7 protein-coding genes are annotated in these 20,729 nt (G+C 65.2%); all 7 read right to left on the bottom strand.

Features of this window, described 5'->3' with window-relative positions; genetic code table 11:
* Nucleotides 1-196: 196 nt before the first annotated feature.
* The 7 genes from ACS13N_RS13785 to ACS13N_RS13755 all read right to left on the bottom strand — a co-directional run bounded on the left by ACS13N_RS13785 (nt 197) and on the right by ACS13N_RS13755 (nt 20,686).
* Nucleotides 197-370 carry a hypothetical protein gene (locus tag ACS13N_RS13785; RefSeq protein WP_438932158.1) on the bottom strand — a complete coding sequence of 58 codons (174 nt, stop codon included), beginning with the start codon at nt 368-370 and terminating at the stop codon, nt 197-199.
* Between the two features lie 121 nt (nt 371-491).
* On the bottom strand, nt 492-1,484 hold the full coding sequence (locus ACS13N_RS13780; RefSeq protein WP_438932155.1) for an OmpA family protein: 993 nt from the start codon (nt 1,482-1,484) through the stop codon (nt 492-494).
* 75 nt (nt 1,485-1,559) lie between these two features.
* Nucleotides 1,560-8,504 carry an Ig-like domain-containing protein gene (locus ACS13N_RS13775; RefSeq protein ID WP_438932157.1) on the bottom strand — a complete coding sequence of 2,315 codons (6,945 nt, stop codon included), beginning with the start codon at nt 8,502-8,504 and terminating at the stop codon, nt 1,560-1,562.
* A 360-nt stretch (nt 8,505-8,864) separates the two neighbouring features.
* The gene (locus tag ACS13N_RS13770) at nt 8,865-9,038 is read right to left on the bottom strand and encodes a hypothetical protein (protein WP_438932156.1); all 174 of its coding nucleotides are present in this window, start codon (nt 9,036-9,038) and stop codon (nt 8,865-8,867) included.
* 121 nt (nt 9,039-9,159) lie between these two features.
* Nucleotides 9,160-10,152 carry an OmpA family protein gene (locus ACS13N_RS13765; RefSeq protein WP_438932155.1) on the bottom strand — a complete coding sequence of 331 codons (993 nt, stop codon included), beginning with the start codon at nt 10,150-10,152 and terminating at the stop codon, nt 9,160-9,162.
* A 75-nt stretch (nt 10,153-10,227) separates the two neighbouring features.
* On the bottom strand, nt 10,228-17,970 hold the full coding sequence (locus ACS13N_RS13760) for an Ig-like domain-containing protein (protein WP_438932154.1): 7,743 nt from the start codon (nt 17,968-17,970) through the stop codon (nt 10,228-10,230).
* Between the two features lie 262 nt (nt 17,971-18,232).
* Nucleotides 18,233-20,686 (bottom strand): TolC family protein, encoded by a 2,454-nt coding sequence (locus tag ACS13N_RS13755; RefSeq protein WP_438932153.1) that lies wholly within the window; start codon nt 20,684-20,686, stop codon nt 18,233-18,235.
* Between the last annotated feature and the right edge of the window lie 43 nt (nt 20,687-20,729).

The raw sequence follows: 20,729 nt of genomic DNA, 5'->3' as shown, positions 1-20,729 counted from the left end.
CGGTGGATGTCCTCCTCCCCGATATGGTTGCGGGAGGACATCCGTCCCGCTCTGACATGAAACGCACCACGACCGCAATCACTGCGATTCTGTGAGGACAAAAAAGGGCCGCCCCAAGCAATTCGGGGCGGCCCTTTTTTTTGGTGAGCACACAACTGTGTGGCGTCTGGGTACAGCTTTCACCTTCTGCGACTAGTCACTCCAGCTCAGCGGTCACGCCCTGCACGGCAGCCTGGCGGGTGCATTCGCGCCACAGCTGCGCCAGCTTGCGCCGCTGCGCCGGCGAGGCCAGCAGGTAGTCATTCAGCGCACAGTTGAAGCCGCGCTGGCCATCCTCCTTCAAGTCAATGAAGGCGCACAGGACTTCCATGACTGCGGGCGGCAATCGCCGGTTGCTCTCGCATATCACTCAGGTCTCCCGTTCCTGGTTTGTTCTTGCGGACACGCGCTGCTGCCTGGTGTCCTGGCAGCTGCGCTTGCCCTGCTCTCTCTCAGTTGGCCGCTGCGCTGGTGACGTCTGCCCGCACGACCACGCGCCGGTTCGGCGCGTAGCAGGCGACCAGCTGCTGGCGACTGCCCTTGCAGTCGGTGACCACCGGTTCGCTGTTGCCCGCGCTCTGCACTTCGACGCGCTCGCCCGGCAGCCCGCGCTCAATGAGCACGCGACGTACGGTCTGGGCGCGCTGCAGGCCAAGCGCTTCGGCGGCGGCAGCCGAGCCGATCTGGTCTGCGTGCCCCACCACGACGATGCGCTTGGTGGTGGTGCCTTCTCGTTGCATCTGCGCGACGAGCCCAGCGATGGCATCCCGCCCTGCTGCGGTGATGTCGCGATAGCCGGACTTGCCGAAGGCGAACAGCAGGTCACCCTGGAGCGTGTAGTCCTTGTATTGCACTGCTGCGGGCTGCGCGGTGACGCGGCAGGCTTCCACGGTGGCGGCACGCGAGAGTGCGTGCACCTGGGCGTGGGCGCCCTGCAGCTCTTGCTCGGCCTGCTGGCGCGGGACGGCAACCGGGGCGCCACTGGCACCGCCTTCGCTCACCTTGAGGAAGTAGGTGTTGCCCGCTTTGAGGTCTGCGCGGTAGATGTCCTGGGTCTTGCCGCGGTAGGCGGGCGCGTCGTTCTGGTAGGCACCCAGGGTATGTACGCCAGGCTTGACGCAGAAGCTGGTGTAGCCGTTGGGCAGCAAGCTGGTCTGGTAGTGGCCGTCGATGTAGACGTTGGCGGCCGGACGCGCGACGCCTCCGCTCACCTGCTGGCGGTAGTAGATAACCTGGACCTGGTCGGCTGCGACCTGGCCGGCGGGTGCGTACACGGCGCCGAAGACGCGTCCGGCTTGTTGCCCGGCCTGGTCAACGCTGAGGCTTGTGTCGACTCGCCCTGCTGTGGCGGGTTGCGACGCTTGGGCCAGCACCGGGGCGCTGGCGAGGCTGGCGAGCAGTGCGCTCGCCAGGGCCAGTTGCTTGATCGATGGATGGAGATTCATGTTGGGTCTCTGCGCTTGGCGCAGGAAGCCAGACCCAGGCAACTGGGTCGCCCGGGGCCGGCTTCCTTTGCTGGCTTAGTGGTTGTCGAGGTTGGCGGTCACGCCCAGTTGGACGAGCAGCTCGACGTTGGTGGCTTCGTGGTAGTAGACGTTGTACTGCTCGCCTTCCACCGTCACCGTGCCCGCTTGCTGGGCCCAGTCGCCGACGTCGCTGCCGTCCTTGAGCAGGTCCGACAACTCAACCGTGTCGCCTTCGTTGCCCTTGACCATCATCTGCGTCTTGCCGTCCGCAATGAACAGGTCTTTACCGCCCTGCTCCAGTACGTCTGACAGATTCAGCTTCAGGGTGTTGTCGCCCGTGCCGGTGATGTCGATCACCTCCACAGATGACACGCCTTCCAGCTTCGAGAGGTCGAGCACGTGGCTCTCGCTCAGCAACAATGCTGCCTTATCGCTTTCTACGTCTGCGTCTGCATCCGATGCAGCGGCTGCCGAATCCTTCACGGCAGACTCGTCACGCGGTGTTTCATGGTCGACGCTGCTGAGCGCCTCGCTGCCAACGGCCGTATCCGGCGCAGCGTGAATCTCGTCAACCGACGCCGTGCCCACTCCGCTGGTATCCACATTGATCGGGTACAGGCCGGTCGGCGGCGAGACCTCGTCATCCAGCTCAGCTGTCACCCGGAAGCTATGACGGCCGTCACTCAGCGCTTGATCTTCGGTCAAGGTGTATGTCCAGTCACCATCGGCATTGGAAATCACCGAACCCACCAACACATCGCGTCCGCCAACGAATTCGTAAATGCGCACGATGGAATCGGGTTGCGCCGTGCCGATCAACGTCGGGCGCGTGTCGTCCGTCACACCGTCCGGTCGCACGTTGCCGGTCACCGGACCGACATTGTCACGCACGTTGGTAATCGCCGGGGCCGATGGCACACCACCGGTTCGCACCGTGAAGTCGTACTCGTTGCTCGGTTCGCTGGTGTTACCGGCAGCGTCAGTCGCCTTCGCCACCAGGTTGTGCGCACCATTGAGCAACTCGGTCGTGGCCGGGATTTCCCAAGCGCCCGTCGAATCGGCAATCGCACTGCCCACTACGGCGATGCCGTCGTACACGGTCACCAGGCTGCCCGGCTCGGCCGTGCCGCGCACCGTCGGACGGGTGTCGTCCGTTGCGGTGCCTGGTGCCACGACACCGGTTACCAGACCCACGTCGTCATACACCTCGGTAATCACGGGGGCGTCCGGGCTCTCCGTGTCGACCACAAAGTCGATCGGGTCAGTGATCGGGCCTGCGTTGCCAGCCGGGTCCACCGGTTGCGCCGTGAACGAGTGATCACCGTCGGCCAGCGGGGCTTCCGGTTCGAACGTCCAACTGCCGTCGTCCTTCACGATGGTCGTGCCGATGACGGTACCGTTGTCGCGCACGACGATGGTGTCGCCAGCTTCGCCGCCGGTGCCAGAGAAGGTCGGAACGTTGTCGTCAGTGATGTCGCCGCTGTGGATCGGGCCTTGGATGCTGCCGACGTCATCGATCAGCTCCGGCGGGTTCAGTGCACCCGGAGGCGTGCCGTCAACGATCACGGTGACGGGGTCGGACTTGGCAGATTCATTGCCGGCCGGGTCGCGTTCAACCACTTCGAACTTGTGTTCGCCGTCTTCCAGGTCAACCGGCGGCTCGAACGTCCACTTGCCATCGTCACCAACAATGGCCGTGCCAACCGGCTCGTCGTCGATGATGACGATGATGGTGTTGCCCGGCTCGCTGCCCTCGCCACCGATCACTGGCGTGCGATCCTTGGTCAGGTCGCCGTCTGCGATCGGGATCAGGTGGCTCGGGTCGGTGTTGTCCGAGATGTCACCGATCGATGGGGTCGCAGGCGCCGTGGTGTCCACGATCACCGTCCAGATCGGCGAAGGTGCCGACTCATTGCCTGCGGCGTCGCGCACCACGATGTTGAAGTCGTAGGAGGCGTCCGCCAGCGGGTTGTCCGGGGTAAAGCGCCAATTGCCTGCGCCATCGGCCACGGTCGAACCGATCACGGTGTTGCCGTCGCGGATGAACACCAGGCCATTGGGCTCAGCCGTACCCGACAGCGTCGGGGTGTTGTCGTCGGTGGCTGTGCCCGAAGTAACCGTGCCCTGCACTGCACCCACATCGTCATGGACGTCCTTGATCTCGCCGGCCGCCGGGGCGGTGGTGTCGATCACCAGACCGAAGCTGACCGGGGCGCTTTCACCCGTAGCTGGCAGCGTAACGGTGGCGTTGAGCGTATGCGAGCCTTCAGCCAGGCCAGGGGCCGGGACGTCGAAGGTCCAGTGGCCCGCGGCATCGGCCACGACGCTGCCCAGCACGGTCGTGCCGTCATACAGCGTAACCAGGCCGCCCGGCGTGGCCCGGCCATTGATCGTCGGCATCGTGTCGTCGGTCACGCCATCTGGGGCGATCGGGCCGGTGTAGACGCCTACGTTGTCCACCACCGAAGAGATCGAGATGGTGACGGCACTGGTGTCCACCACGAAGTCGATCGGTGCGCTCTCGGCGCCCTTGTTGCCGACCGCATCCACCGGCTGCGCCGTGAAGGAATGCTTGCCGTCGTCCAGCGGGGTGCTCGGCTCAAACGTCCAGTTGCCGGCGTCGTCTGCCTTGACCGAACCGATGATGGTGCCATTGTCGCGGATGATCACGGTTGCACCCGGCTCGGTCTTGCCCGCGTAGGTGGGACGGTCGTCATCGGTCGTATCGCCCGAGTGGATCGGGCCGGTGATGGCGCCGATATCGTCGATCAGGGTCAGGTCAGTGATGGCGCCCGGGGGCGTCAGGTCAACCTCGATCGGGTACAGGCCGGTCGGCGCGCTGACATTGCCGGCCACTTCGGCCGTGGCCTTGAGGTTGTGCTGGCCTTCGGTCAGCGCGTGTGCATCGTCTGGGCGGAATTCCCAGCGGCCCGAGGCATCGGCCACAACACTGCCCAGCAGCACGTCGTTGCCGCCAATCACGTCATAGACCTTGACCAGCGAGCCGGCTTGCGCCGTACCAACGATGGTCGGGCGCGTGTCATCGGTGGCGCCACCCGGCTGGATGTTGCCGGTGATGTCGCCCACGTTGTCGATCACGTTCTGGATGGTAGGAACACTCGGTGCGCCACCCGTGACCAGCGAGAAATCGAACGCATTGCTCGGCGCACTCGCGTTACCAGCCGGGTCGGTAGCCTTGGCGATCAGTTGGTGCGCACCATTGAGCAGGGTGCTGGTGTCCAGTTCCCACTTGCCGTCTGCACCGGCAATGGTGCTGCCAACGGGAACGCCGTTGTCATACACCGTGACGAGGCTGCCCGGCTCGGCCGTGCCGCGCACGGTCGGGTTGGCATCGTCGGTCACGTCGCCGGACATCAGCGCGCCTTGGAGACCACCAACGTCGTCCCACACTTCGGTGATGACTGGGGCTTCCGGAGCTTGCGTGTCAACAATCACCGTCACGGGATCGGACTTGTCGGATTCGTTGCCTTCCGGATCACGCTCGACCACTTCGAACTTGTGCTCGCCGTCTTCCAACTCAGGGACTTCGAATTCCCACTTGCCGTCGTCACCAACGATGGTCGAGCCCACGATCTCGTCATCCACGATCACGATGATCGTGTCACCCGGCGTGCTGCCCTCGCCACCGATCACGGGGGTGTTGTCTTTGGTTTCGCCACCGTCTGCGATCGGCGTCAGGTTGCTCGGGTCGGTGTTGTCCCACACCTCGCCAATCGACGGGGTCTCGGGGCGAGTGCCACCTGCGCCGTCACCAACGATCACGGTCACGGGGTCAGACTTGGCGCTGTTACCCGCCTCGTCCTGCTCCACCACTTCGAACTTGTGTTCGCCGTCGGCCAGATCCGTCGGGGTCTCGAACTCCCACTTGCCGTCATCACCAACGATGGTGGAGCCCACGACTTCGTCGTCAATGATCACGATGATCGTGTCGCCCGGCGTGCCGCCTTCACCACCGATCACGGGGGTGCGGTCACGGGTCAGGCCACCGTCTGCGATCGGGATCAGGTTGCTCGGGTCGGTGTTGTCCCACACGTCACCAATCGACGGCGTCGGAATGTCCGTATCGATGATCACGGCCCACGGGTCGGACGGGGCCGAGCTGTTGCCTGCGGGATCACGCACGATGATGTTGAAGTCGTACTCGCCATCGGCCAGCGGGTTCTCCGGCGTGTAGCTCCACTTGCCTTCGCCATTGGCGATGGTCGAGCCGATCACTTCGTCGCCGTTGCGCACGATGACGGTCGCGCCGGCTTCGGCCTTGCCCGACAGCGTGGGCGTGGTGTCGTCGGTGGCGCCGCCCGGGGCGACCGTGCCTTGCTTGGTGCCAACGTCGTCATACACGTCGTCGATCGTGCCCGGCTGTGGGGCGACGGTGTCCAGCACCAGGCCGAAGGTGGCGGGGTCGCTTTCGGCTTGGCCAGGAACAGTCACGGTGGCGCGCAGCGTGTGCTCGCCCTCGCCTTCGAGCTTCGGCTCGGTAACGGTGAACGTCCAGGTGCCGTCCGCATTCGCAACGGTCGAGCCCAGCAGCGTCTCGCCGTCGTACAGCTTGACGATGCCGTTGGGGGTGGCGCGGCCGTTGAGGGTCGGGGTGTCGTCGTCGGTGAGGCCGCCCGGGGTAATCGGGCCGGTGATGGCGCCCTGGTTGTCAATCACGGACGTGATGGAGATCTCGACGGTGCCGGTCTCGACTCGGAAGTCGATCGGGTCGGTCTGCGGACCTGCGTTGCCCACCGGGTCGACCGGTTGGGCGGTGAACGAGTGGTCGCCGTCGGGCAGCGGGGTGGCGGGGGTGAATTCCCACGAGCCGTCTTCCTTGACGATGGTGGTGCCGATGATGGTGCCGTTGTCGCGGATGACGATGGTGTCACCCGGGTCGCCGCCCGTGCCCTGGAAGGTGGGGTTGGCGTCGTCGGTGGTGTCGCCGCTGTGGATCGGGCCTTGGATGCTGCCGACGTCGTCGATCAGCTCCGGCGGGTTCAGCGCGCCCGGGGCGGTCAGGTCGACTTCGATCGGGTACAGGCCGGTCGGCGGGCTGATTTGGCCGCCCAGTTCGGCGGTGGCCTTGAGGTTGTGCTGGCCTTCGGCCAGGGCGTGGGCTTCGTCGGGGGTGAACTCCCAGCGGCCGTTGGCGTCGGCAATCGTGCTGCCCAGCAGCACTTCGTTGCCGTCAACCACGTCGTACACGCGCACCACGGCGCCCGGTTGGGCCGTGCCGACAACCGTGGGGCGTGTGTCGTCCGTCACACCACCCGGGGCGATGTTGCCCGTGACGCTACCAACGTCGTCGATCACGTTGATGATCGCCGGCGCCGTCGGGATACCTCCGGTCACGACGGTGAGGTCGAACGGGTCGCTCGGATCACTGATGTTGCCAGCAGCATCGGTGGCCTTGGCCACCAGTTGGTGCGGGCCGTTGAGCAGTGTGTCGGTGGCAGGAATTTCCCAGGCGCCGGTCACGGTGTCGGCAATCGCGCTGCCGATCACGCGGGTGCCGTCGTACAGCGTGACCAAGCTGCCCGGCTCGGCCGTGCCGCGCACGGTCGGGTTGGCGTCATCCGTCACATCGCCAGGGTTGAGCGCGCCTTGAGACGGGCCCACGTCGTCAATCACCTCGGTGATCGTCGGGGCGTCCGGGGCTTGCGTGTCAACGATCACCGTCACCGGGTCGGACTTGACCGACTCATTGCCGGCCGGGTCGCGCTCGACCACTTCGAACTTGTGCTCGCCGTCGTCCAGCTCGTCCTTGAGCTCGTACTCCCACTTGCCGTCGTCGCCGACGATGGTCGAACCCACGATCTCGTCATCCACGATCACGATGATCGTGTCGCCCGGCGTGGCGCCTTCACCACCGATCACCGGGGTGTTGTCCTTGGTCTGGCCGCCGTCTTCGATTGGCACCAGGTGGGTCGGATCGGTGTTGTCCCAGACGTCGCCGATCGACGGGGTCGCCGGCGCTTCGGTGTCTACGATCACCGTCACCGGGTCTGATTTGGCGGATTCGTTGCCCGCCGGGTCGCGTTCGACCACTTCGAGCTTGTGCTCGCCGTCGGCGAGCTCGTCCTTGAGTTCGTATTCCCACTTGCCGTCGTCGCCAACGATGGTCGAGCCCACGATCTCGTCATCCACGATCACGATGATCGTGTCGCCCGGCGTGGCGCCTTCACCACCGATCACCGGGGTGTTGTCCTTGGTCAGGCCACCGTCAGCAATCGGGATCAGGTTGCTCGGGTCGGTATTGTCCCAGACGTCGCTAATCGACGGCGTGCCAGGACCGGTGCCTTCGCCGGGACCAGTGCCTTCGCCGGGACCAGTGCCTTCGCCGGGACCAGTGCCTTCGCCGGGACCAGTGCCTTCGCCAGGACCAGTGCCTTCGCCAGGACCAGTGCCTTCGCCAGGACCAGTGCCTTCACCGGGGCCAGGGCCTTCGCCAGCGCCGGTCCTGTGGTCATCGCCATTGCCGTTATTGGAGTTACCTTCAGCAATGGCTGCGCCGATGATGCCGAGCGCGCCCAGGCCAAACAGAGCCGCAGCCCACGGGAAGGCAGCCACAGCGGGTGCCGCCACAAGTTCGCCAAAGCCGGCCAATTGCTGTGCGCCAAGCACCAGCGGCGAATCGCCACCATCCAGCAGGAAGGCAGCCTCATGATCCTTCTCGCCGTCGGCAGCAATGTACTCGTGGTATGCGCCATCCTCCCCCAAGCCGACCAGCTGACCATCGTTGCCATAAAAGTCTTCGATGATCAGCGCCGGATGCTCAAGATCGTCACCTTCCAAGCTGACGTGCAGGTTCTTGCCGACACGTTTGACCGTGATGTTCTCAGGCGCGTGGCCCGTCTTTTCGTCGGCCAGCATGAACTTGCCGCCCTTGAATGCACGCACCTTCGCTGGTGCGCCTTGCTTGCCGCTGCGCAGTTCAGCAGCTTGGGTGACGGTCTTGCCGTCCACGACGGCCAGCTTCACGGTACTCGTATCCACAGTAATGGTCCTTAGTAAGCATGCTGGCCCTCTGCCAGCAAGAACGAAACGAGAAAAAACGACCGGCCTTTTGCAGGCCATTTATCACGAGGGATTCTCCTCAGATGCCTGGCGTGGAGATATGAGACTGGCTGCGAGATGCCTCGGACGAGTACGAAAGTTCAAGGCACGATGACCAACGTGCCCACCGGGCTCGCGCAGGCAAGAAGAAAGGCCGAGAACGTGGAGCTCTCGGCCTTTTCTGTACGCACCTATCCGTGCGATCGGGTTAGGTATTGAACCCTGGCATTGACGGGGCACTCGCAAACACAAAGGCCAGGCCCCTAAGGGTTCCTGGCCTGTGTTGCTGCGCTCCGTTCGTCAAGACGAGTCTTGCGCCTCGTACTGCGTGGCGCCCTGTTGGATGCTCTCGCGCCACAGCTGCGCCAGCTTGCGCCGCTGCGCCGGCGAGGCCAGCAGGTAGTCATTCAGCGCACAGTTGAAGCCGCGCTGGCCATCCTCCTTCAAGTCAATGAAGGCGCACAGGACTTCCATGACTGCGGGCGGCAATCGCCGGTTGCTCTCGCATATCACTCAGGTCTCCCGTTCCTGGTTTGTTCTTGCGGACACGCGCTGCTGCCTGGTGTCCTGGCAGCTGCGCTTGCCCTGCTCTCTCTCAGTTGGCCGCTGCGCTGGTGACGTCTGCCCGCACGACCACGCGCCGGTTCGGCGCGTAGCAGGCGACCAGCTGCTGGCGACTGCCCTTGCAGTCGGTGACCACCGGTTCGCTGTTGCCCGCGCTCTGCACTTCGACGCGCTCGCCCGGCAGCCCGCGCTCAATGAGCACGCGACGTACGGTCTGGGCGCGCTGCAGGCCAAGCGCTTCGGCGGCGGCAGCCGAGCCGATCTGGTCTGCGTGCCCCACCACGACGATGCGCTTGGTGGTGGTGCCTTCTCGTTGCATCTGCGCGACGAGCCCAGCGATGGCATCCCGCCCTGCTGCGGTGATGTCGCGATAGCCGGACTTGCCGAAGGCGAACAGCAGGTCACCCTGGAGCGTGTAGTCCTTGTATTGCACTGCTGCGGGCTGCGCGGTGACGCGGCAGGCTTCCACGGTGGCGGCACGCGAGAGTGCGTGCACCTGGGCGTGGGCGCCCTGCAGCTCTTGCTCGGCCTGCTGGCGCGGGACGGCAACCGGGGCGCCACTGGCACCGCCTTCGCTCACCTTGAGGAAGTAGGTGTTGCCCGCTTTGAGGTCTGCGCGGTAGATGTCCTGGGTCTTGCCGCGGTAGGCGGGCGCGTCGTTCTGGTAGGCACCCAGGGTATGTACGCCAGGCTTGACGCAGAAGCTGGTGTAGCCGTTGGGCAGCAAGCTGGTCTGGTAGTGGCCGTCGATGTAGACGTTGGCGGCCGGACGCGCGACGCCTCCGCTCACCTGCTGGCGGTAGTAGATAACCTGGACCTGGTCGGCTGCGACCTGGCCGGCGGGTGCGTACACGGCGCCGAAGACGCGTCCGGCTTGTTGCCCGGCCTGGTCAACGCTGAGGCTTGTGTCGACTCGCCCTGCTGTGGCGGGTTGCGACGCTTGGGCCAGCACCGGGGCGCTGGCGAGGCTGGCGAGCAGTGCGCTCGCCAGGGCCAGTTGCTTGATCGATGGATGGAGATTCATGTTGGGTCTCTGCGCTTGGCGCAGGAAGCCAGACCCAGGCAACTGGGTCGCCCGGGGCCGGCTTCCTTTGCTGGCTTAGTGGTTGTCGAGGTTGGCGGTCACGCCCAGTTGGACGAGCAGCTCGACGTTGGTGGCTTCGTGGTAGTAGACGTTGTACTGCTCGCCTTCCACCGTCACCGTGCCCGCTTGCTGGGCCCAGTCGCCGATGTCGCTGCCGTCCTTGAGCAGGTCCGACAGCTCGACCGTGTCGCCTTCGTTGCCCTTGACCATCATCTGCGTCTTGCCGTCCGCGATGAACAGGTCCTTGCCTCCCTGCTCCAGTACGTCTGACAGATTCAGCTTCAGGGTGTTGTCGCCCGTGCCGGTGATGTCGATCACCTCCACAGATGACACGCCTTCCAGCTTGGACAAGTCCAGCACCTGGTTCTCGCCGGTCAGCTTGAGCGTGTCGATCACGCCTTCGGTGCCCTTGATTTCCAGTGTGTCCAGCTCGGCCACATCACTCACCTCGATCACCTGCCCAGGTTGTTGCACCACAGGGGCGTTCTCGGCTTGTGCGGATTCCTCAGCCTGCGAGGCTTCCTGCTCCGGCAATGTGGACGACTCAGGCTGCTTCGATGCAGCAGCATCGTCAGCTTGTGGCTCGTCCTGCTTGGGCTGCTGTGCCGCAGCGGCATCCTCAACCGGCGATGCATCCTGCTCGGCCTTGTCTTCTGACAACGCAGCGGCATTGGCTGCCTCGTCGTCAACAGCAGACTCCGTCGTATCCATCGTGCCACTACGGGGGACCCTCGTGCCCCAGACAAAATCATCCAGACCCTGTGACCAGCCGAGGTCCTCATAGACGTCCGGCACCCCACTATTTGTCCAGACCATATAGCCCAGCGTCTTTCCAGCAGGAGCCACAAAGCTGATGTTGATGGGGTTCGTCAAGAAGAAGGTGTAATTCTGCGTACCCAAAAGCTCACCCGTTGGGCTGTAGAACCTAACCGTACCGCCGTCGCGCTCGGCTGGCGTCCCCCCTCCGTTGCCAAAGCCTTGAACAACCCTAAACGAAACATCCGTGGTACCCGACTGGCCAAAGTCAACTCGGACCGTCACATCACGCTGCGCCGCAATCGCCGCATCGGTCCTGCTCGTGCCGCCGATGGGATCAAGCCCCAATCTGGTATGGCTACCACCACTCGAAAGGGTAGCGCTAATTCTCAGGCCGGAGTCTGTTGTGACCGATCCACCGTTAGTCGGAATACCAGTCGGGCCAGGACGACCGCCCACAGCGTATTCATTGAAGTCTTCACTCCCCGAGGAAAGGGGTGAAACCACCGTCAACGAGCGCGTTGTTGCTGTGCTGGTATTGCCGGCAAGGTCAGTCTGCGTGACGCTGAAGGTATGCGAGCCCAGCGACAGCGCCGGCGGCGTGAAGGTCCAGTTGCCGGAGGCATTGGCCGTGACGGTGTAGGCCGTACCGCCATCCACCTGGATGCGCACCGTAGCGCCCGGTTCTGCCGTGCCGTTCAGGGTCGGGGTGTTGTCATCGGTCGTACCAGCATTGGGGATATTTCCTGTGACCGGGCCCACGTCATCGATCACGCTGGTGATGACCGGTGCCACCACAGTCGCGTCGACCACCACCGAACGGGTCGTTGCGCCACTGGTGTTACCAGCAGGGTCAGTCTGCGAAACGCTGAACGTGTGGGTGCCGTCCGCCAGCGACGGCGGCGTGAAGGTCCAGACACCCGAGGCATTGGCTGTGACACTGTAGATCGTGCCGCCATCCACCTGGATACGGACAACGGCATTGGCTTCCGCCGTACCGTTCAGGGTCGGGGTCCTGTCATTGGTCAGCCCCCCATTGGGAATGTTGCCCACGATCCCACCTGCCACGTCATCGATCACGCTGGTGATGACCGGTGCCACCACAGTCGCGTCGACCACCACTGAGCGCGTCGCTGCGCCGCTGGTGTTGCCCGCAACGTCAGTCTGCGAAACGCTGAACGTATGGGTACCGTCCGCCAGCGCCGGCGGCGTGAAGGTCCAGGCACCCGAGGCATTGGCCGTGACGCTGTACACCGTGCCGCCATCCACCTGGATACGGACAACGGCATTGGCTTCCGCCGTACCGTTCAGGGTCGGGGTCCTGTCGTTGGTCAGCCCCCCATTGGGGATGTTGCCCACGATCCCGCCTGCCACGTCATCGATCACGCTGGTGATGACCGGTGCCACCACAGTCGCATCCACCACCACCGAGCGCGTCGCCGCGCCACTGGTGTTGCCCGCAACGTCGGTCTGCGAAACGCTGAACGTATGGGTACCGTCCGCCAGCGCCGGCGGCGTGAAGGTCCAGGCACCCGAGGCATTGGCCGTGACGCTGTACACCGTGCCGCCATCCACCTGGATGCGCACCGTGGCGCCCGCTTCTGCCGTGCCGTTCAGGGTCGGAGTCCTGTCGTTGGTCAGACCACCGTTGGGGATGTTGCCCACGATCCCGCCCGCCACGTCATCGATCACGCTGGTGATGACCGGTGCGTCGGCGTGCAGGTCCACCACCACCGAGCGCGTTGCTGCGCCGCTGGTGTTACCCGCAATGTCGGTCTGCGTGACGCTGAACGTATGGGTACCCTCCGTCAACGCCGGCGGCGTAAAGCTCCACGCACCGGAAGCACTTGCCGTGACGGTGTAGGACGTGCCGCCGTCCACCTGGATGCGCACCGTGGCGCCCGGTTCTGCCGTGCCGTTCAGGGTCGGGGTGGAGTCGTTGGTCAGACCGCCATTGGGAATGTCACCCACGATCCCGCCTGCCACGTCATCGATGACGCTGGTAATGACCGGTGGCAATGCCACCGTGTCCACCACGAAGTCGATCGGGGCGGTTTCCGGGCCGGCGTTGCCTGCCGGGTCAATCGGCTGTGCGGTGAACGAGTGATCGCCATCAGCCAGCGGGGTCTCCGGTTCGAACGTCCAGCTGCCGTCGTCCTTGACGATGGTCGTGCCGATGATCGTGCCGTTGTCGCGCACGACAATGGTGTCACCCGGCTCGCCGCCCGTGCCTTGGAAGGTGGGCTTGGTGTCGTCGGTGGTGTCACCGCTGTGGATCGGGCCCTGGATGCTACCGACGTCGTCGATCAGTTCCGGCGGGTTCAGTGCACCCGGCGCGGTGGTGTCGAGCACCAGGTCGAAGGTATCCGGGGCACTTTCCGCTTGGCCCGGGATCGTGACGGTGGCCTTCAGCGTGTGCGTGCCATCGCCTTCCAGTGCCGGCGTGGTGACGGTGAACGTCCACGAGCCGTCCACGTTGGCGACAGTCGAGCCCAGCAGCTTGTCACCGTCGTACAGCTTGACGATGCCGTTCGGCGTGGCGGTGCCATTCAGCGTCGGCGTCGTGTCGTCGGTCACGCCGCCTGCGGCGATCGCACCCGTGACGCTGCCTTCGTCGTCAATCACTTCGGTGATGGCGATGGTCGGCACGGTTGTATCCACCACGAAGTCGATCGGGGCGGTTTCCGGGCCGGCGTTGCCTGCCGGGTCAACCGGCTGTGCGGTGAACGAGTGATCACCGTTGGCCAGCGGGGTTTCCGGTTCGAACGTCCACGAGCCGTCTTCACCAACGATGGTGGTGCCGATGATGGTGCCGTTGTCGCGCACGACGATGGTGTCACCCGGCTCGCCGCCCGTGCCTTGGAAGGTGGGCTTGGTGTCGTCGGTGGTGTCACCGCTGTGGATCGGGCCGGTGATGTCACCGACGTCGTCGATCAGCTCCGGCGGGTTCAGTGCACCCGGCGCGGTGGTGTCGAGCACCAGGTCGAAGGTATCCGGGGCACTTTCCGCTTGGCCCGGGATCGTGACGGTGGCCTTCAGCGTGTGCGTGCCATCGCCTTCCAGTGCCGGCGTGGTGACGGTGAACGTCCACGAGCCGTCCACGTTGGCGACAGTCGAGCCCAGCAGCTTGTCACCGTCGTACAGTTTGACGATGCCGTTCGGCGTCGCGGTGCCGTTCAGCGTCGGCGTCGTGTCGTCGGTCACGCCACCTGCGGCGATCGCACCCGTGACGCTGCCTTCGTCGTCAATCACTTCAGTGATGGCGACGGTCGGCACGGTCGTGTCGACCACGAAGTCGATCGGGTCCGTTTCCGGGCCGGCGTTGCCTGCCGGGTCAACCGGCTGCGCGGTGAACGAGTGATCACCGTCCGTCAGCGGGGTCTCCGGCTCGAACGTCCAGCTGCCGTCGTCCTTGACGATGGTCGTGCCGATGATGGTGCCGTTGTCGCGCACGACGATGGTGTCACCCGGCTCGCCGCCCGTGCCTTGGAAGGTGGGCTTGGTGTCGTCGGTGGTGTCACCGCTGTGGATCGGGCCCTGGATGCTACCGACGTCGTCGATCAGCTCCGGCGGGTTCAGGGCGCCCGGCGCGGTGGTGTCGAGCACCAGGTCGAAGGTATCCGGGGCGCTTTCCGCTTGGCCCGGGATCGTGACGGTGGCCTTCAGCGTGTGCGTACCGTCGCCTTCGAGCTTCGGCTCGGTGACCGTGAACGTCCACGTGCCGTCGGCATTCGCGACGGTCGAGCCCAGCAGCTTGTCGCCGTCGTACAGCTTGACGATGCCGTTCGGCGTGGCGGTACCGTTCAGCGTCGGCGTCGTGTCGTCGGTCACGCCACCTGCGGCGATCGCACCCGTGACACTGCCTTCGTCGTCAATCACTTCGGAGATGGCGATAGTCGGCACGGTCGTGTCGACCACGAAGTCGATCGGGGCGGTTTCCGGACCGGCGTTGCCTGCCGGGTCAACCGGCTGTGCGGTGAACGAGTGGTCACCGTCGGTCAGCGGGGTCTCCGGCTCGAACGTCCAGCTGCCGTCGTCCTTGACGATGGTCGTGCCGATGATCGTGCCGTTGTCGCGCACGACGATGGTGTCACCCGGCTCGCCGCCCGTGCCTTGGAAGGTGGGCTTGGTGTCGTCGGTGGTGTCACCACTGTGGATCGGGCCGGTGATGTCACCGACGTCGTCGATCAGCTCCGGCGGGTTCAGGGCGCCCGGGGGCGTGCCGTCAACGATCACGGTCACGGGGTCAGACTTGGCGCTGTTGCCAGCCTCATCCTGCTCCACCACTTCGAACTTGTGCTTGCCGTCTTCCAGATCCGTCGGGATCTCGAACTCCCACTTGCCGTCGTCGCCGACGATGGTCGAGCCCACGACTTCGTCGTCCACGATCACGATGATCGTGTCGCCCGGCGTGCTGCCTTCACCGCCAATCACTGGCGTGCGGTCCTTGGTCACACCGCCGTCTTCGATCGGCACCAGGTTGCTCGGGTCGGTGTTGTCCCAGACGTCACCAATCGACGGCGTCGGGATGTCCGTGTCGATGATGACGGCCCACGGGTCAGACGGCTCGGAGCTGTTGCCCGCGGCGTCGCGCACGATGATGTTGAAGTCGTATGCGCCATCGGCCAGCGGGTTCTCCGGCGTGTAGCTCCACTTGCCTTCGCCGTTGGCGATGGTCGAGCCGATCACTTCGTCGCCGTTGCGCACGATGACGGTGGCGCCGGCTTCAGCCGTGCCAGAGAGCGTGGGGGTGCTGTCGTCGGTGACGCCGCCATCGGCAACCGTGCCTTGCTTGGTGCCAACGTCGTCATACACGTCGTCGATCGTGCCCGGCTGCGGGGCGACGGTGTCCAGCACCAGGCCGAAGGTGGCCGGGTCGCTTTCTGCTTGGCCTGGGACGGTGACGGTGGCGCGCAGCGTGTGCTCGCCCTCGCCTTCCAGTGCAGGGGTGGTGACGGTAAACGTCCACGTGCCGTCGGCATTGGCGACGGTCGAGCCCAGCAGCGTCTCGCCGTCGTACAGCTTGACGATGCCGTTGGGGGTGGCGCGGCCGTTGAGCGTCGGGGTGTCGTCGTCGGTGACGCCGCCCGGGGTGATCGGGCCGGTGACCGGGCCCTTGTCGTCGATCACGCTGGTGATGGAGACTTCAACGGCGCCGGTCTCGACGCGGAAGTCGATCGGGGTGGTGATCGGGCCGGCGTTGCCCACCGGGTCAACCGGTTGGGCGGTGAACGAGTGGTCGCCGTCGGGCAGCGGGGTGGCGGGGGTGAATTCCCACGAGCCGTCTTCCTTGACGATGGTGGTGCCGATGATGGTGCCGTTGTCGCGGATGACGATGGTGTCACCCGGGTCGCCGCCCGTGCCCTGGAAGGTGGGGTTGGCGTCGTCGGTGGTGTCGCCGCTGTGGATCGGGCCTTGGATGCTGCCGACGTCGTCGATCAGCTCCGGCGGGTTCAGCGCGCCCGGGGCGGTCAGGTCGACTTCGATCGGGTACAGGCCGGTCGGCGGGCTGATTTGGCCGCCCAGTTCGGCGGTGGCCTTGAGGTTGTGCTGGCCTTCGGCCAGGGCGTGGGCTTCGTCGGGGGTGAACTCCCAGCGGCCGTTGGCGTCGGCAATCGTGCTGCCCAGCAGCACTTCGTTGCCGTCAACCACGTCGTACACGCGCACCACGGCGCCCGGTTGGGCCGTGCCGACAACCGTGGGGCGTGTGTCGTCCGTCACACCACCCGGGGCGATGTTGCCCGTGACGCTACCAACGTCGTCGATCACGTTGATGATCGCCGGCGCCGTCGGGATACCGCCTGTCATGATGGTCAGGTCGAATGGAGCGCTGAAGCGGCTCCAGTTCCCTGCCGCGTCAAACGCACGAACGTCCAAGCGGTGCGTGCCGTTAAGCAGCGCGCTCGGCGTGATCTCCCAGTTGCCGCTTGCATCGGCATGGGTGCTGCCCACGGGCTGCCGTGCACCCGTGCCGGTGCGCTCGTACAGGATCACGAGGCTGCCTGCCTCGGCCGTGCCGCGCAGGGTCGGGGTGGTGTCATCGGTGACATCACCCGACTCCAGCGGGCCCGTCTGGTCGCCCACGTTGTCGATCACCTCGGTGATGAACGGGAGGCCCGGCGGCACGGTGTCCACGATCACCGTCCACGTAGCCGACGGATCGGAGACGATGCCCGCGGCGTTGCGCACGATCACGTTGAAGTTGTAGGTACCGTCGTTCAGCGGGTTGTCCGGCGTGTAGCGCCAGGTGCCGTCAGCGTTGGCAACAACCGAGCCAATCACTGTATTGCCATCACGGATGATGACCGTGGTGCCGGCTTCGGCCCGGCCCGTCAACGTCGGGGTCGAGTCATCAGTCGAGGTGCCCGGTACGATCGTGCCTTGGTAGATGCCCACGTCGTCGATGATGTCGACGATCGTGCCCGGGGCCGGCGGGGTGGTATCCACAACGCCAGCGCCCTCGCGCTGGCCGTCGGCGTTGATACCGTTATCACCGCCGTTGCCGCCGGCAACGGCGGCGCCCACCATGCCCAACGCGCCCAGGCCCAACAACGATGCAGCCCACGGGAACGAAGCCACGGCGGGCGCGGCCACCAGGCCGGTCATACCCGCCAGCGGCTGTGCGCTGAGCTCCGCCGGTGCACTGGCACCATCAGCCAGCAGAGAGGCTTCCTCTTCACCGGCACCATTCACGACGTACTCGTGGTATGCGCCATCTTCAGCCACGCCAGCCAGTTGGCTGTCGCTGCCATAATAGTCTTCGATGATCAGCGACGGCTGTTGAGCAGCATCGCCCTCCAGGGCAACGTGCAGGTCCTTGCCGACACGCTTGACCGTGACGTTCTCGGGTGCGTGGCCCGTCTTTTGGTCGGCCAGCACGAACTTGCCGCCCTTGATTGCGCGCACCTTGACGGGCGCACCTTGCGCGCCGCCATGCAGTTCCGCGGCTTGGGTGACGGTCTTGCCGTCCACGACGGCCAGCTTCACGGTACTCGTATCCACAGTAATGGTCCTTAATGAGTCTGCCGGCCCCTGCCAGCAAGAACAAAACGAGAGAAATCAAGGCCTTTTGAGGGCCCTTGGTCGCGGAATGATTCTCTCGAGATGCCCCTTGCGGAGATATGGGACTACCTGCGATGTGCATCAGACAGGTACGAAAGTGCAGTGCAAAGACGGCCAACATGCCCATCAAGACCGTGCACAAAAGAAAAGGCCGAGAACTTGGCGCTCTCGGCCCTTCCTATGGGTGCATCAGACAGCGGCGTCAGGATTTGCCCTCAGCTTTTGGCCCCTGCAGCCATTGCACCAAACCGCCAGCCGAGTGGTGCTCGCGGAACACCGCCAGATAGGCATCGAAGCGGTTGGTGACCTCGGCGACACGGTTGCCGTAGTGCTCGCTTTCTGCGGTGAGCACGTCCAGCAGGGTGCGCCGGCCCAGGTGGTACCACTGCTCGAAAAACGCCTTGCGGACCTTGTCGGTTTCGGCCGACAGGCCTTGGTAGAGATCGGCACGCTGCAGCATGGTCCGCGCGTCCTGGTCGGCGGCACGGATGGCGTGCTCCAGATCGCGCTGCTGCTGCTCCATACGCTGCCAACTTGCTGAGGCACGCGCACTCGCCGCTTCTGTCGCTGCATTGGCGGAGCCACCCCGGAAAGCGCCCCAGTTGAGCGAGAGCATGGTTTGCCACCCTTGCCGCTGGCCCAGCGCATCCTTATTCAGGCCGCCCGACACGACCCAGTTCAACTGGGGCCGGCCCGAGGCCTTCACGGCCTGGGCGTTGAGGTCAGCCGCTTCGGCTTCGGCCCGCACCTGTTGCAGCGTCGGATGCACGCTGGCTAGCGACAGCAGCTCTGGCAAATCGCCGGGCTCAATCGACCATTGCCGCGTACGCGGGATCATCACGTCGCCGTCACCAATCAGCTTGCTCAGGTTCAACTGGGCATCGCGCACCCTGGCTTCTGCGGTATCACGCTGCGCCTCGGCTTGCAGCAGGCGCGTCTTGGCTTGCGTCAGTTCACTGCCGCGCCCGCGGTCCACCTGCACGATCTCGCTCAGCATCTTGACGAGCGTTGCCATGCGGTCGACGTACTGCTGGCTCAACTCGACGATGTTGCGTTGCTTGCCGAGTTCGACCAGCGTGCTTGAAACCTCGAAACCGGAGTTTTCCATCGCGGTCTGGTAGGCCTGCTTGGCCGCAGTGGACAGGTGTTCACGACTGCCGATGGTGTTTTTCGTACGGCCCCAGTCAAACACGTTGGTCGTAACGTTCACCGTCAGCGGGTTGGAAAAATTGCCTCCGGTGCGCGAGTTGCCGCCAAAGTTGGCCGACGGGGATTGCGAGCCGATATCGACCTGCGGCCAGCGCTGGCCCTTGGCTTCAGCCACGTCGGCATTGGCTGCCAGATGATTCGCCTGGGCTTGTCGCACTTCCGGGCTACGGTCGGTCGCGCGGATCACGGCGTCCAGAAAGACTTGGCGCAGTTGGGAATCCGACAACGACGGGCCCTTGCCATAGGTATCGGGTTCGCTTTCCAGCCATTGTGCGAACTGGCCCGGCGCGGCGTTTCCAGCAACCGGCCGCACAGGGTCGCGGCGGGCGGCATCGAGGATCGCGCTGGTCTGCTGCCCCGCGGTGCGGGCCGTGGTTGCGGGCGAGGTCTTGCCCACGGCCTCCGGCGAATCTACGGGCGCATTTTGGGCAGTGGCGACGGGAGCGACGTCCCGGTTCTCGCGCGCAGCCTCTGCCAACGCTTGGGCGCGTACGGCGTCCGCCGTCTGCATGGACTCGGCTTCGCGCGCAGCTTCCGCCTCTCGCGCTTTTTGTGCGGCTTGCGCTGCCAGCTCGGCTTGTTGCGCCTGGGCTTCTGCCTGGCGACGCTGTGCTTGTGCGGCTTCGGCAGCTTGTTCCGCCTTGGCCTTGGCTTGCGCTTCGGCTGCTGCAATGCGCTCCGCTTCAGCGTGTCGCGCTGCTTCAGCCTGTTGGGCTTGCGCCGCCAAGCGCTGCTTTTCTTCTGCCTGCTGTGCTGCCAAACGCTGCCGCTCGGCTTCGCTGCGTCGAGCTGCCTCGGCTTCGGCTGTAGCCTTGGCGGCAGCATCGCGCTGGCGGGCCGCTTCAGTTTGCGCCTCGGCTTGGCGACGCAGCGCCTCGGCGTGCATCTGGGCTTGCTTGCGCGCCTCTTCGGCTTCCCGGCGAGCCTGCTCGGCAAGGCGTCGATTCTCTTCGGCCTCAGCCAGCGCCTTGCGGCGGGCGTCTTCAGCTTCGCGTTGGGCTTGCTCTGCGCGAGCACGTGCGGCGGCCTGTTCGCGCGCCACACGCTGTTGCTCTGCTTGTGCCTCGGCAGCTGCACGGCGCAGGGCTTCTGCCGTGCGCGCCTCTTCGTTCAAGCGCTGCGCCTCACGAGCCTGTGCGGCCTTGAGCATGTCTTCCTTCGCCGCCTGAGCGGCTTGCTGCAGCCGAGCTTCCTCGTCGCGCTTGGCTTGCGCAGCGAGCTTTGCCTGGCCAGCAGCCGTGTCGGTCTCAGCCAGCCGTTGCTTTTCGTCCGCACGCGCCTGGGCGGCCTGTTTGGCCTCCTGAGCCTGAGTGGCAGCAGACGTGTCAGGCGGAAGCTGGCTTGCCCATTCCGTCATGCGAACGTGCGAGCGCAGCCCGTCCAGGCTCTGCGCTGCAGCAGTCTCCGCCAATGCGAACGGTGCCAAGGCGAACAGCGAGGAAACCATCCACGCGATCGGCTTTTTCGCCGGGCGTGATGTCACCAAAGGA

Origin of the sequence: Ralstonia sp. 24A2, from assembly GCF_051783885.1 — a bacterium.
Lineage (GTDB): Bacteria > Pseudomonadota > Gammaproteobacteria > Burkholderiales > Burkholderiaceae > Ralstonia.
Note: the sequence above shows the minus strand (reverse complement) of the source record. Positions and strands in the feature narration are given on the sequence as shown.

Excerpts from the sequence above, each read along its gene's own strand:
- ACS13N_RS13765 (WP_438932155.1), bottom strand. The coding sequence starts at position 10,152 with ATGAATCTCCATCCATCGATCAAGCAACTGGCCCTGGCGAGCGCACTG.
- ACS13N_RS13770 (WP_438932156.1), bottom strand. The coding sequence starts at position 9,038 with ATGGAAGTCCTGTGCGCCTTCATTGACTTGAAGGAGGATGGCCAGCGC.
- ACS13N_RS13785 (WP_438932158.1), bottom strand. The coding sequence starts at position 370 with ATGGAAGTCCTGTGCGCCTTCATTGACTTGAAGGAGGATGGCCAGCGC.
- ACS13N_RS13755 (WP_438932153.1), bottom strand. The coding sequence starts at position 20,686 with ATGGTTTCCTCGCTGTTCGCCTTGGCACCGTTCGCATTGGCGGAGACT.
- ACS13N_RS13780 (WP_438932155.1), bottom strand. The coding sequence starts at position 1,484 with ATGAATCTCCATCCATCGATCAAGCAACTGGCCCTGGCGAGCGCACTG.